The sequence below is a fragment of the Piscinibacter sp. XHJ-5 genome (assembly GCF_029855045.1).
Lineage (GTDB): Bacteria > Pseudomonadota > Gammaproteobacteria > Burkholderiales > Burkholderiaceae_C > Albitalea.
In genome coordinates, this window is sequence record NZ_CP123228.1 from 1,234,125 (window position 1) to 1,247,321 (window position 13,197).

Here is a 13,197-nt window from a genome sequence, read left to right on the forward strand (position 1 = left end):
GAAGCGTCAGGGCACTTCGTGCCCGGCGGCCGCTTCCCAGATCTCGGTCCAGTCCGGGGCATCCAGCGTCACTTTCAGCGCCGCGACCGCCTCGCGCAGCGCCGCGATGCGCCGCGACCCGACGATGGGCACGGGCTTGCTCGGCAGCCGCAACAGCCAGGCATAGGCGATGGTGGCGGGCTCGACGCCATGGCGCCGGGCCACGGCGTTGAGCGCGCCCTGCACGCGTCGCGTCGCGTCGTCCACGCCGGTGAAGAGCGCGCCGCCGGCGACCGGCGACCAGATCATGGGCCGCAGCCGCAGCCTCTGGAGCTGGTCGAGCGTGCCGTCGTGCAGCGGGTCGCGGCGCAGGGGATGCAGCTCGATCTGGTTGGTGACCAGGGCGAAGCGGTCGTTCAGCAGGTCGAACTGCGACGCGGTGAAGTTGGACACGCCGAAGTGCCGCACCTTGCCCGCAGCGCGCAGGCGCTCGAAGGCGGCGGCAACCTCGTCGGCATCCATGAGGCAGTCGGGTCGATGGATCAGCAGCAGGTCGAGGTGGTCCGTGCGCAGCTCCTGCAGCGAGCGCTCCACGCTGGCGGTCAGGTGTGCGGCGGAGGAATCGTAGTGGTGCACCCGGTGGTCGGGCCGCCGCGGCGCGATCGCCCGGATGCCGGCCTTGCCGACCAGTTGCATGTGCCGACGCAGCAGCGGCCTCAGTGCCAGCGCCTCGCCGAAGAGACCTTCGGCGGTGTAGCCGCCGTAGATGTCAGCATGGTCGAACGTGGTCACGCCGAGCTCCATGCACTGCTCGATCCAGCGCAGCCGCTCCTGCACGTTGAAGCCCCAGGCGGCCAGGCGCCACGCGCCGGCCGCGATGGGCGAGACCGGTGGACCTCCCCGGCCCAGTTCGACGAGATTCATTCGATGATGTCAGACGTTGAACAGGAAGTTCATGACGTCGCCGTCTTTCACGACGTACTCCTTTCCTTCGGCGCGCATCTTGCCGGCATCCTTGGCGCCTTGTTCACCCTGGTACGCGATGAAGTCGTCGAAGGCGATGGTTTGTGCACGAATGAAGCCGCGCTCGAAGTCGGTGTGGATGACGCCGGCGGCCTGGGGCGCGGTGTCGCCGACATGGATGGTCCAGGCGCGCACTTCCTTCACGCCGGCAGTGAAATAGGTCTGCAGGCCGAGCAGCTTGAAGGCCGCGCGGATCAGCCGGTTCAGGCCGGGCTCGGATTGGCCCATCTCCTGAAGGAACATCAGGCGGTCTTCGTCGGCCATGTCGGCCAGCTCGGCCTCGGTCTTCGCGCAGATGGCGACCACCGGCGCCTTCTGCGCGTCCGCATGGGCGCGCAGGCGATCGAGGTACGGGTTGTTCTCGAAGCCGTTCTCGTCGACGTTGGCGACGAACATCGCCGGCTTGGCGGTGATCAGGCACAGCGGCTTGAGCACCGCCTGCTCCTCCTTGCTGAAGGCGATCGCGCGCACCGGCCTGGCCTCGTTGAGGGCGGCCTGGCACTTGTTCAGCACGTCGACCAGGCGCTGCGCTTCCTTGTCACCCGCCTTGGCCGGCTTCACGTAGCGCGCCAGCGCCTTGTCGACCGTGGCCAGGTCGGCCAGGCAGAGCTCCGTCTGGATGACCTCGATGTCGGCGATCGGATCGACGCGACCGGCCACGTGCACCACGTTCTCGTCGTCGAAGCACCGCGCCACGTTGACGATGGCATCGGTTTCGCGGATGTGGGCGAGGAACTGGTTGCCCAGGCCTTCGCCCTTGGAGGCACCGGCCACCAGGCCGGCAATGTCCACGAACTCGACGATCGCCGGCACCACGCGTTCCGGCTTGACGATGGCCGCGAGCTTGGCGAGCCGGGGATCCGGCAGCTCGACGATCCCCACGTTGGGCTCGATGGTGCAAAACGGATAGTTCTCGGCGGCGATGCCGGCTTTCGTGAGCGCGTTGAAGAGGGTGGACTTGCCGACATTGGGCAAGCCCACGATGCCGCATTGGAGGCTCATGGGGGACTTTCGAAGACAGCGGGGGCACGAAACGGGCGATTTTAGGCGGGGGCCCGCTGCCCCCCTGGTCATCCTTCAGTCGAATCGGTAGCTCGCTTCACCGTGCATGCCGACCCGAAGCGCGCGTTCCACCCCCTCGACGATCACCGCGTTCATGCCGAAAGTGATGGCGCCATTCACGCGGGCGTCGGCCCGATAGGCGGCCAGCGCGTCGCCCACCGCATGACCCACCTGCGCGGTCTGCGGGTCGGTGTCGGGGATCGAGCAGCGCGAGCACGGCTTCACGAGCTTGAGTCGCACCGGGCCTTCGGGCGTGTCGAAGCGGACTTCGTCCAGATGGTCCTCGCCGTTCGCCTCCAGCCCATCGAGCACCAGGTTGGGACGAAAGCGCTGCATCGTCACCGGCTCGGCCAGCCGCCGGTTCAGCTCGTCCAATCCGGCCGTCGACGTGACCAGCAACGGGTAGCCGTCGCTGAAGGCGTTCTCGGCCTCGATGTGGCCGGTCCATTCGCGATTCGACAGGCGTTTCTGCTCGGGATCGAAACGTACCAGGCGCATCGCCTGGCCGAGGAAGTCGCTGAACCACTGTGCCGCCAGATCGCCCATGTCGTAGGCAGCGACCTCGTCGTTCCACACCTGCACGCGGCAGGGCGCCTCGACCGCGTCGAGTGACAGGTGCATGGCCAGCATGCCGGGCGCACGCAGCACCAGCTCGTAGGCCTTGAGCGTGGGCCGGATGAGCGCCATCCGCGGCAGTTCGCGCTGCGTGACGAAGCGGGCTTGCGCATCGACCACCATCCAGGCGCGATCGAACTCGAGGCCGGTCTCGATGAGCAGCGCCTCGTCGACCGCGATGCCGGCGCAGCTCTTGACCGGATGCAGGTACAGCTGCGCGATGCGCACCGCCACGTCGCTCACTTGAACAGCCCCTTCAGCTTGTTCTTCAGGTCGTCCTTGGGCGACGGCGCCGACGCGGCACCGCCCGGCGCCTTCATGCCGAGCTTCTCGCCCAGCTTCTCGCCGAGCTTCTTCTCCAGCTGCTGCGTCACCGCGGCGGCGGCGACGCTGGACCACTCGATCTTCCAGTCGAGCGACTCGAACGGGCCGGCCAGCCGGACGGGGATCGTCAGTCCCTTCAGCGACTCCAGTTCGGCGCCGTCCTGGCCCTTCGACGTCGAGGTGACGGTGGCTTTGGTCAGGTAGTCGATGCGCCCGCGGCCGACGTCGATCGCGCCTTCGCCGCCAAGGCGCAGGAACGGGCTCTTCATGTCGAGATCGCGGCTGCGCGCCACGCCGTCGGCGATCTGGAAGCTGGCGGTCAGCTCGCTGAAATCGGTCTTCTCGGTCTGGCTGGCCTTCTGCGCGGCATCCTGCTTCATCGTCAGGGCGGCCTTCGCCTGGCGCAGGCTCTTCGCGAGGTTGATGCCCTTGACCGCGCCGTCGCGCACCTGCAGCGCGGCGCTGCCCTTGAGATGCGACTTCAGCTCGTTGACGCTGCGGCCCGCGCTGTCGAGATCGAAAACGACACGGCCGGTGCCTTCGATCAGGTCCTTGGCGGCGACGTCCTTCACCAGCGCGTTGACGTTGACGCCGCTGGCGCTGCCTTTCATCGCCACGCGATTGGCACGCGCGTCGGCAAGCGCCGTGGCGTCGAGCTGGCCGCCCCAGGCGCGGCCGTGCAATTGCGTCACGCGCAGCATGCCGCCCTGCATCGTCGCGTCGATGGCGGCGTCGTTCACGCGGTACTGCTTGTAGGCGAAGCTGGCGGCGCGCACGCTGAACTGGCCATCGACGCTGCGCAGCGCGCCCAGGTCGACCGGGGTGTCGGCCCCGGCAGGCGCGGTGGTCGGCTTGGCGGCGGCCTCGCCCGGTCCCAGCAGCCGGTTCAGATCGAGCGAATCGAAGCGCGCCTTGGCCGTCAGCTGCGGCGTCGCGCCACCCAGCGTCGCGCTGCCGTCGGTCGCGAAACCGTTCTGATTGAGCTGGCCGGTCAGGTTCCAGCTGGATCGCTTGGCGGAGCCCACGGCCGAGCCCTGCAGGCTCACCGCGTACGGCGGCAGCTTGGCTTCCTCGATGCGTGCCTGCAGGTCGAGCTTGTCCAGCACGAGCGCCGGCTCGCCGGGCTTGAGCGTCAGGTCGCTGCGCAGCGTGCCGCCGATCTTGCGCTGCGGTGCGTTGCCCGCTATGCGCGCCTCGAACCCGGGCAGCCGCACCGCGTCGAAGCCGCCGGTGGGCGCACTGCTCTTGAAGGTCACATCGAGCGGCAGCTCACCGCCGCGGGTCAGCTTGCCGCTGAACGGGCTGCCGCCCAGCTTGTCGCCGTCGACGGCGAGCTCGGGCCAGTCGAGGTCCAGGGCCAAGGGCTGGCCGGCCTGCGCGCCCTTGATGCGCGCCTGCAGCTTGCGCAGCTTGAGCGCCTTGCGGGCCGGATCGTAGGCAAACCGGTCGATCTCGACAGTGCTGCCATCGAGCTTGAGCCCTGCAGCGACGGCGCTGAGCTGCACTTTCAGCGCCTCGGCATCGATGGCTTTCTTCGCGCCGTCCCAGGCCACGTTGCCCTTGAAGGCCGCGTCGACCGCGCTCGCGCCGGGCACGTCACCCTTGAAGCGCAGGTCCATGTCGCGCAGCGCGGCCGATCCGGTGGCGGTCGCCAGCGCCAGCTTCGACTCGCCGCTCAGCTCGCCCTTGAGCGCGGGCTGCTTGAAATCGAACTGCGCCGCCAGCTTCAGCGGCGTGGACGTGTTGTCGGCGAGCCGGCCGGCGGTCAGCGACTTCAGCCACAGCTCGCCGTCGACTTTCGCCATGTCGTCCTTGACCCGCGCACGCACGTCGGCGAGGTCGACGCCGCTGATGTCGAAGCGCGGCGGCTTGCCGCCGCCGGCCTCGGGCGTGTCCGGCTTCTTCTCCTGCGGCTTGATCAGGTCGTCGATGTTGCTGCGGCCCTGCGCATCGCGCAGGTAGGTGACCCGAACGCCCTTCGCGATGATGCGATCGACCACCACTTCGCCGCGCAGCAGCGGCCACAGGTCGACGGCGAGGCCGGCTTCGTCGAGTGCGGCGAAGGGGTCGGTCCTGCGCGCTTCGCTCAGGCTCACCTTCGACAGCTTGACCGCGATGCGGGGAAAGACCGACAACTGGATCGGTCCGTCGATGACCAGCACGCGCTGGCGTTCCTTTCTCATCCAGTCGATGGCCGTGCCCTTGAAGCGGTTGGCGTCGAAGCTCGTCACGAGCCAGGTGGCCACCGCGGCGAAGAGCACCAGCAGGCCCAGCAGGACGAACAAGGTGCGGCGAATCCAGACAGGCATACGGCTTCCCGGCGTTTCCTTCAGAGCCGCGCATTGTGCCCCGCCCCGCTGCCTACAATCGAAGCGATGACTTCCTTCGACGTCCTGGTTCGCGGTGCCGGCATCGTCGGCCAGAGCCTGGCGCTGGCGCTGGCTCGGCTCGGGCTGCAGGTGGCGCTGCGGCCGGACGAGGCGCGCGCCGATGCCGGACCCGACGTGCGCGCCTATGCGCTGAACGCGACCTCGGTGGCGCTGCTGCAGCGCCTGAAGGTGTGGGACGCGCTGCCCGAGGCGGCGCGCACCGCCGTGCACGACATGCACATCGAAGGCGATGCCGGCACGGGCGTGCTCGAGTTCTCGGCGTGGGAGCAGCGCGTCGGAGAGCTGGCGTGGATCGTCGACGCGGCGGTGCTCGAGCGCGAGCTCGCCGCGGCGGTGAGGTTCGCGCCACACATCACGCTCACCCGCGACGAGGTGAACGCGCCGCTGGTTGCGCTGTGCGAAGGCAAGGCCTCCGCCGCGCGCGAGGCTCTCGGCGTGAGCTTCGAGCGTCATCCCTATGGCCATCGCGCGATTGCCGCGCGGCTGATCGCGTCGCAACCGCATCGCCACGTCGCCCGCCAGTGGTTCCGCTCGCCCGACGTGCTGGCGCTGCTGCCGTTCGATACGCCGCGGCCGCAGGCCTCGTATGCGCTGGTGTGGTCGATGCCCGACGCGCGTGCCGATGCGCTGCTCGCGATGGACGAGCGTGCCTTCGAGCAGTCGCTGCACGAAGCCACCGGCACGGCAGCCGGCGAGCTCACGCTGGCGTCGCCGCGCGCCGCATGGCCGCTGATGCAGGCGCGCGCCCGTTCCGTCTGCGGGCCTGGCTGGGTGCTGCTCGGAGACGCCGCGCACGTGGTTCATCCGCTCGCCGGGCAGGGTCTCAACCTGGGCCTGGGCGACGTGGTCGTCCTGGCTCGGGTGATTGCCGAGCGCGAGCCCTGGCGAGCACTCGGTGACGAGAAGTTGCTGCGGCGTTACATGCGCGAGCGCACGGCGCCCACCTGGGCAATGGGCCAGGTGACCGACGGCCTTCTGCGGCTTTTTGCACACTCGGCGCCTGGCGTGCGGGAACTTCGAAACCGCGGCCTGACTCTCGTGAACCACCTGTCCCCTCTCAAGCGCTGGCTCACCGCCCGGGCGCTCGATTCCTGAAAGACCCCGCCATGGCCATCGCGCTTGCCTCGCTTCGTCGTTTGCTCTCCGTGGTGCTGCTCATGGCGGCGGTCCTTCCCGCCTGGGCCGACGAAGCGGCCATCCGCAAGAACCTCGCCGAGCGCCTGCCCGACCTGCCGAAGGTCGACGAAGTCGCCAAGACGCCGATCCCGGGGCTGTTCGAGGTGCGCATCGGCACCGACCTGTTCTACACCGATGAACAGGGGCAATACCTCATCGCGGGCCAGATGATCGAGACCAAGACGCGCACCAACCTCACCGAGGCGCGCATCGCCAAGCTGACGGCCATCGACTTCGCCTCGCTGCCGCTGAAGGACGCCATCGTCTGGAAGCAGGGCAGCGGCGCGCGCAAGCTGGTCGTCTTCGCCGATCCCAACTGCGGCTACTGCAAGAAATTCGAGCAGGAGCTGCAGAAGGTGAAGGACGTGACCGTCTACACCTTCCTGTATCCCATCCTCGGCGGCGACTCGCCGGAGAAGTCGCGCAACATCTGGTGCGCCAAGGACAACACCAAGGCCTGGCGCGAGTGGATGGTCGACGGCAAGGCGCCGGGCCGCGCGATGGGCCAGTGCGATACCGCAGCGCTGCAGCGCAACGCCGAGCTGGGCCGCAAGCACCGCGTCAACGGCACGCCGGCGCTGGTCTTCGAGGACGGCCGCCGGGTCTCGGGGGCGCTGCCCCCGGAGCAGGTGGAAAAGCAGCTGGTCGCGTCGGTGCGCAAGGCGGGCTGACCGGCACACCCTACGAGCGGCGCAGCGGCCGCGTGCAGCGACAATCGGGCGGCCTTCCAGCCGCCCGATTCGCTTCGATGATCACCTACCGCATCGCCATCGCCGACGCCCATGCCCATCTGTTCCGCGTGACGGTGACGGTGCCGCAGCCGGCCGCCCTGCAACGCCTCAGCCTGCCGGTGTGGATTCCCGGCAGCTACCTCGTGCGCGAGTTCGCACGCCACCTGTCGTCGATGCAGGCCAAGCAGGGGGCCCGCACCGTTGCGCTGGAGCAGATCGACAAGACGACGTGGCAGGCGCCCTGCGACGGACGCACGGCGTTGTCGGTGAGCTACCTCGCCTACGCCTTCGACAGCTCGGTGCGCACCGCCTTCCTGGATGCGCGGCGCGGCTTCTTCAACGGCACCAGCCTGTGCCTTCGCGTGGAAGGCCGCGAGGACGAGCCGCACCGCATGGAGCTGGCCGGGCTGCCGCGCGACTGGCGCGTCGCCACGGCCATGTCGCCGCTCGACATCGATGACGCGGGACGTGGCATCTACGAGGCCGCGGGCTACGACGAGCTGGTCGATCACCCGGTGGAGCTGGGCGCCTTCTGGCGCGGCAGCTTCAAGGTGCAGGGCGTGACGCACGAGCTGGTCGTCGCCGGCGCCTTGCCCGATTTCGACGGCGACCGGCTGCTGGCCGACGCCGAGCGCATCTGCGAGGCGGCGATCCAGTTCTGGCACGACCGCAAGAAGCCGCCGTTCGAGCGCTACGTCTTCATGCTGAACGCCGTGGACGAAGGCTACGGTGGCCTCGAGCACCGTGCCAGCACGGCGCTGATCGCCGCGCGCCGCGACCTGCCGCAGCAGGGCAAGAGCGAGACGCCCGATGCCTACGTGACGCTGCTCGGCCTGATCAGCCACGAGTACTTCCACACCTGGAACGTGAAGCGGCTCAAGCCGCGAGACTTCGGGCGTTACGACTACACGCGCGAGAACTACACGCAGCTGCTGTGGTTCTTCGAAGGGTTCACGTCGTACTACGACGATCTGCTGCTGCGCCGCGCCGGGCTGATCGACGACGCACGCTACTTCAAGCTGCTCGCCAAGACGGTGAACGGCGTGCTCGGCGTGCCGGGGCGCAAGGTGCAGAGCGTCGCGCAGGCGAGCTTCGATGCCTGGGTGAAGTACTACCGCAGCGACGAGAACACGCCGAACCTGACCGTCAGCTACTACACCAAAGGGGCCCTGGTCGCGCTCGCGCTGGACTTGACGCTGCGCTCCCAGAAGGGCTCGCTCGACGAGGTGATGCGCCTGCTCTGGACACGCAGCGGCGGCGGTCCGATCGCCGAGGACGACATTCGCGAAGCACTCGGCGAGGTCGCGGGCCGGTCGATGGCCGACGAGCTGCAGGCCTTCGTGCACGGCACCGACGACCTGCCCCTGCCGGCGCTGCTCGAGCGCGTCGGCGTGCAGTGGCAGGCGCAGCCGCCGACGATGGCGCAGCGCCTGGGCGTGCGCGTCAGCGAGAGCCCGCTGACCGGCGTGAAGGTCAGCAACGTGTTGCGCGACGGCGCGGCCGAGCGAGCCGGCGTTTCCACCGGCGACGAGCTGCTGGCCGTCGAGGACTGGCGCATTCGTCGCCTCGACGACGCGGCTCGGCTGCTGAAGCCCGGTGTCGCGGGCCGACTGCTGATGTCGCGCGACCAGCGCGTGCTGACGCTGCCGCTGACGCTCCCGAAGGAAGAAGACACGCCGGGCACCGTCGCGCTGGCGGCCGACGCGAAGGCGCCGCGCGCCGCGCAGGCGCTGCGCAAGGCATGGCTCAGCGGCTGAGCCTGTGGCGCACCGTCCTGCAGGCGGGTGAGCCCTGGCAGCGGCGCGTGGCCGCGATCGGCCTGATCCTCGGCGTCATCGTGGTTCACGGGTGCATTGCCGACCGGCTGGCCGAGCGCATGGCCGACTTCAGCGTCGAGGCTGCGATGCCGCCGCGCATCGAGGTGGCCTATGTGCGGGAGATGGAGCCGACGGCGCCGCCGTCGATGGCCCCCGCAGCCGCCGCGCCGCGTCCCGCGAGGACGAAGCGGATGCGCGCCGCGGCGCCCCAGCCGCCGGCGTCCGCCGCTTCCGAAGTCGCCGTCGCCGAAGCAGCGCCCCAGTCGCCGGCGCCGGCCGAGGCGCCCCCGGAGCCGCCCGCCACGCCCGCCGTCTCGGCCGACGCGCCGGCCGCGGTCGCGTCGGCGCCCGCACCCGAAGCCGCGGCCAGCGCGCCCGCATTCACCTGGCCCGGCTCCACGCGCCTGAGCTACGCGCTGACCGGCAACTACCGCGGAGAGGTGCACGGCAGCGCGCAGGTGGAATGGGTGCGCGTGGACCTGCGCTACCAGGTGCATCTCGACGTCACCGTCGGAATGAGCTTCGCGCCGCTCCTGTCGCGCCGCATGACCAGCGAAGGCCGCCTGACCCCCGAAGGCCTGGTACCCGAGCGCTACGACGAAGACAGCAAGGTGGCGTTTCGCGAGCGGCGCCGCGCGACCATCCGATTCGAGCAGGGCGTGGTGCTGATGCCCGACGGACGGCGCCGCGAAGGCTGGCCAGGCGTGCAGGACGCGGCCAGCCAGTTCGTGCAGCTCACCTACATCTTCACCACGCAGCCGCAGCGGCTGGCCGCAGGCCAGGTGATCGAGGTGCCGCTCGCGCTGCCGCGCAACGTGGACCGCTGGCTCTACGACGTCCTCGAGCAAGAGACGCTGTACACGCCGTTCGGCCCGGTCGACGCCTTCCCGCTGAAGCCGCGCCGCATCGCGCGTGCGGGCGGCGACCTCGTCGCCGAGGTGTGGTTCGCGCCGACGCTGGCCTACCTGCCGGTGCGCATCCGCATCCGGCAGGACGCCGAGACCTTCGTCGACCTGATGATCGAGCGCAAGCCGCAGCTGGCGGCGCAGTGATTCGTATAGTTCGTCCACAGCCACTCCAGGAGAGAGCGACATGACCTATGAATTCATCACCGCCGACGTGCGAGGCAGCGGCGACCGCCGGATCGGGTTGATCACGCTCAATCGGCCCAAGCAGCTCAATGCGTTGAACGACGGGCTGATGAACGATCTGGGCGCCGCGCTGAAGGCGTTCGACGGCGACGACACGATCGGCTGCATGGTGATCACCGGCAACGAGAAGGCCTTCGCCGCCGGCGCCGACATCGGCGCGATGGCGACGTGGGGCTACATGGACGTCTACAAGAGCGACTACATCACGCGCAACTGGGAGACCATCCGCAGCATCCGCAAGCCCGTCATCGCGGCGGTGGCGGGATTTGCGCTGGGCGGCGGCTGCGAGCTCGCGCTGATGTGCGACGTGATCATCGCCGCCGACACGGCGCGCTTCGGGCAGCCCGAGATCAAGCTCGGCATCATCCCCGGCGCCGGCGGCACCCAGCGGCTGCCGCGCGCGGTGGGCAAGGCCAAGGCGATGGACCTGGTGCTGACGGGCCGCATGATGGACGCCGCCGAAGCCGAACGCGCCGGCCTGGTGTCGCGCGTCGTGCCGGCCGCCGAGCTGCTCGACATCGCGCTCAATGCCGCGCAGACGATCTGCGAGTTCAGCGGGCCGAGCGTGATGATGGCCAAGGAGGCCATCAACCGGGCCTACGAGAGCCCGCTGTCCGAAGGCATCCAGTTCGAGCGGCGCATGTTCCATTCGCTGTTCGCGACGGAGGACCAGAAGGAGGGGATGGATGCCTTCGTGAACAAGCGCAAGGCGGTGTTCCGCCACCGCTAGGGTCTGCCGGCCTAGATCGCCACCGTGACCTCGATGTCGCCTTCCTTGCGGATGACTTCTATCCCCACGTTGTTCTGGTAGCGCTGCAGCAGGAGGTCCACGCTGTGCTCGCGCACCGCGAGACCCTGCACCTTCATCCACTGGATGAACGGCGGCAGGCGCGGCGAGCGCAGCGCCACTTCGGGCTTGGCCGGATGGAAGTCCAGGCCCAGGCAGGCTTGCAGCATGCCGAACACCGCCGCCGCGGCCCAGGCCTGCGGAGAGCAGGCCACCGGGTACAGCGTCGGGCCTTCCCCGGCACGACGCGGAAAGCCGCAGAACAGCTCCGGCAGGCGGTGCCGGTCGAAATGCAGGCTGGCGTCGAACAGCGCGGTGAACACGCGCATCGCTTCCTCGGTGTAGCCATAGCGGGCCATGCCGGCGGCAATCAGTGCGTTGTCGTGCGGCCAGACCGATCCGTTGTGGTACGACATCGGGTTGTAGCGCGCCTGACCCGAGGCCACCGTGCGGATGCCCCAGCCGCAGAAGGAGTCGTCGCGCATCAGGCGCTGCACCACGCGGTGGGCATGGGCCGGCGTGGCGATGCCGGTCCACAGCGCATGGCCGGCGTTGGAGGTGGCGATGCGGCAGGGCTTCTTGTCGCCATCGAGCGCGATGGCGTAGGTGCCGAGGTCCTCGCACCAGAAGGCCTGGCCGAAGCGGTGCTTCAGCGCATGCGCTTCCTCGCGCAGCCGGTCGGCCAGTGCCGGCTCGTGCAGGTGGCGCGCCAGCTCGCTGGCCATCAGCTTGGCCTCGTAGACGTAGGCCTGCACCTCGCACAACGCGATCGGCGCGTCGGCGAGGCGACCGTCCTCGTGGAACACCGAGTCCTGCGAATCCTTCCAGCCCTGCTGCACCAGCCCCTCGCGGCTGCGCCGCGCGTACTCGACGAAGCCGTCGCCGTCGACATCGCCGAAGCGGTCCATCCATTCCAGCGCGAGCTTCAGCTGCGGCCAGATGCTTCTGATGAACTCGAGGTCGCCGGTGCGCTGGTGATAGGCGCCGGCCAGCGCGACGAACAGCGGCGTGGCGTCGACCGTGCCGTAGTAGCGGCCGAACGGGATCTCGCCAGTGCGGGCCATCTCGCTGCGCCGCGCCTCGTGCAGGATCTTGCCCGGATCGGCGTCGCGCTCCGGCTCGGGCTCGCTGGCCTGCGTGGCGGCCAGGAAGGCCAGCACGCCGCGCGCCAGCGACGGATCGATCCACAGGTACTCGCGAGCCGTCAGGATGCCGTCGCGTCCGAAGGTGGTCGAGTACCACGGCACGCCGGCGTACGGATACGGCCCGGTGGTGAGGCCGGTGGTGAGCATCGCCAGATCGGACACCGAGCGGTCCAGCCACAGGTTGACCAGCGGATTCGAGGTCTCGATGATGCAGCGTCCGGCCAGCGCCGCGCGCCGCGCCGCGTTGTTGCGCCGCAGGGCTTCCTCGTACTGCACCGTCGTGTCCGCGGTGCCGGTGGTCTCGACGAGGCACGACACGGTGCAGTACAGGTGCTGCTCGGCGCCCGGGTCGAGATGGACGTCGAAGGTGGCCTGCTGCTCGTTGAGCGCGGTCGGCGTCGGGCTGAACTCGAGGCGCGTGCTGCGCGGCCGCGCGTCGCGGCCGAGGTAGCGCAGCTCGACGTCGTGGCTGCCCACGCGGGCCGGCAGGCGGTCGCCGCGCTGCTCGCGCGTCATGCCGCGCACCTCGAACAGGTCGACGAAGTCGGCGTCGAAGGCCAGCGCCAGCGTCATCTCCACCGGCTCGCGGCCGTGGTTGGTGAGGCGGATGTGCTCGTAGCAGGCGCCTTGCCACAGCAGCTTGGCGCGGAAGATGTGCACCGTGCCCTTGCCGACCACGACCTCGCCGCCGCGGGTGAGGTCGGGGTTCATCAGCTCGATGATGAGCAGGCTGTTGTTCTCCTTGACCGTCGCGCCCAGGTACAGCGGGCGTGCACCGTCGATCAGCAGCTCCTGGTAGGACAGGTAGCGCGTGTCCTCGTGGTACAGGCCCTGGTCGCCCGGGCCGAGCACCTGCAGGTCGCCGAAGCGGTCGAACATGACGAAGGTCTCGTCGTTCTTCAGGACCTGAGGACTCTCCTCGGTTCGCGCCGAGGTCGCTGCCACGTACCACTTGTCGCCGATCTGGATCTTCTCGGCCATGTCGGGCCTCCCTGTG

The 13,197-nt window shown here is 69.4% G+C and carries 10 protein-coding genes; 5 read left to right on the plus strand and 5 right to left on the minus strand.

Annotated elements, in window-relative coordinates; genetic code table 11:
- Nucleotides 1-6: 6 nt before the first annotated feature.
- The 4 genes from P7V53_RS05895 to P7V53_RS05910 all read right to left on the minus strand — a co-directional run bounded on the left by P7V53_RS05895 (nt 7) and on the right by P7V53_RS05910 (nt 5,312).
- Nucleotides 7-903, minus strand: coding sequence for an aldo/keto reductase (locus P7V53_RS05895; RefSeq protein WP_280154546.1), 897 nt, complete (start codon nt 901-903; stop codon nt 7-9).
- Nucleotides 904-912: 9 nt separating this feature from the next.
- On the minus strand, nt 913-2,004 hold the full coding sequence (gene ychF / locus P7V53_RS05900; RefSeq protein ID WP_280154547.1) for a redox-regulated ATPase YchF: 1,092 nt from the start codon (nt 2,002-2,004) through the stop codon (nt 913-915).
- 75 nt (nt 2,005-2,079) lie between these two features.
- Nucleotides 2,080-2,922 (minus strand): MOSC N-terminal beta barrel domain-containing protein, encoded by an 843-nt coding sequence (locus P7V53_RS05905; RefSeq protein ID WP_280154548.1) that lies wholly within the window; start codon nt 2,920-2,922, stop codon nt 2,080-2,082.
- Entirely contained in the window at nt 2,919-5,312 is a 2,394-nt protein-coding gene (locus P7V53_RS05910) for an AsmA family protein (protein ID WP_280154549.1), read from the minus strand. Before P7V53_RS05910 ends, P7V53_RS05905 begins: the two co-directional genes overlap by 4 nt.
- A 66-nt stretch (nt 5,313-5,378) precedes the next feature.
- Here P7V53_RS05910 and P7V53_RS05915 point away from each other — a divergent pair, with 66 nt between their 5' ends.
- The 5 genes from P7V53_RS05915 (at nt 5,379) to P7V53_RS05935 (ending at nt 10,998) form a co-directional block, all read left to right on the plus strand.
- The gene (locus P7V53_RS05915) at nt 5,379-6,488 is read left to right on the plus strand and encodes an FAD-dependent monooxygenase (protein WP_280154550.1); all 1,110 of its coding nucleotides are present in this window, start codon (nt 5,379-5,381) and stop codon (nt 6,486-6,488) included.
- 11 nt (nt 6,489-6,499) lie between these two features.
- On the plus strand, nt 6,500-7,240 hold the full coding sequence (locus P7V53_RS05920) for a DsbC family protein (RefSeq protein ID WP_280154551.1): 741 nt from the start codon (nt 6,500-6,502) through the stop codon (nt 7,238-7,240).
- Nucleotides 7,241-7,317: 77 nt separating this feature from the next.
- Nucleotides 7,318-9,057, plus strand: a complete 1,740-nt coding sequence (locus P7V53_RS05925) for a PDZ domain-containing protein (protein ID WP_280154552.1) — start codon at nt 7,318-7,320, stop codon at nt 9,055-9,057.
- Nucleotides 9,042-10,169, plus strand: coding sequence for a DUF3108 domain-containing protein (locus tag P7V53_RS05930; protein ID WP_280154553.1), 1,128 nt, complete (start codon nt 9,042-9,044; stop codon nt 10,167-10,169). The genes P7V53_RS05925 and P7V53_RS05930 overlap by 16 nt, the downstream gene beginning before the upstream one ends.
- Nucleotides 10,170-10,209: 40 nt before the next feature.
- A complete protein-coding gene (locus P7V53_RS05935) occupies nt 10,210-10,998 on the plus strand; it encodes an enoyl-CoA hydratase (RefSeq protein ID WP_280154554.1) in 789 nt (262 codons plus the stop codon).
- Nucleotides 10,999-11,009: 11 nt separating this feature from the next.
- On the opposite strand, the gene P7V53_RS05940 is transcribed toward P7V53_RS05935, so the two are convergent.
- Nucleotides 11,010-13,181, minus strand: coding sequence for an amylo-alpha-1,6-glucosidase (locus P7V53_RS05940; protein ID WP_280154555.1), 2,172 nt, complete (start codon nt 13,179-13,181; stop codon nt 11,010-11,012).
- Nucleotides 13,182-13,197 lie beyond the last annotated feature (16 nt).

What these genes read in the sequence shown, in the direction of transcription:
- P7V53_RS05895 (WP_280154546.1), bottom strand. Translation starts at nt 903, where the DNA reads ATGAATCTCGTCGAACTGGGCCGGGGAGGTCCACCGGTCTCGCCCATC.
- ychF (WP_280154547.1), bottom strand. Translation starts at nt 2,004, where the DNA reads ATGAGCCTCCAATGCGGCATCGTGGGCTTGCCCAATGTCGGCAAGTCC.
- P7V53_RS05910 (WP_280154549.1), bottom strand. Translation starts at nt 5,312, where the DNA reads ATGCCTGTCTGGATTCGCCGCACCTTGTTCGTCCTGCTGGGCCTGCTG.
- P7V53_RS05915 (WP_280154550.1), top strand. Translation starts at nt 5,379, where the DNA reads ATGACTTCCTTCGACGTCCTGGTTCGCGGTGCCGGCATCGTCGGCCAG.
- P7V53_RS05920 (WP_280154551.1), top strand. Translation starts at nt 6,500, where the DNA reads ATGGCCATCGCGCTTGCCTCGCTTCGTCGTTTGCTCTCCGTGGTGCTG.
- P7V53_RS05925 (WP_280154552.1), top strand. Translation starts at nt 7,318, where the DNA reads ATGATCACCTACCGCATCGCCATCGCCGACGCCCATGCCCATCTGTTC.
- P7V53_RS05930 (WP_280154553.1), top strand. Translation starts at nt 9,042, where the DNA reads ATGGCTCAGCGGCTGAGCCTGTGGCGCACCGTCCTGCAGGCGGGTGAG.
- P7V53_RS05935 (WP_280154554.1), top strand. Translation starts at nt 10,210, where the DNA reads ATGACCTATGAATTCATCACCGCCGACGTGCGAGGCAGCGGCGACCGC.
- P7V53_RS05940 (WP_280154555.1), bottom strand. Translation starts at nt 13,181, where the DNA reads ATGGCCGAGAAGATCCAGATCGGCGACAAGTGGTACGTGGCAGCGACC.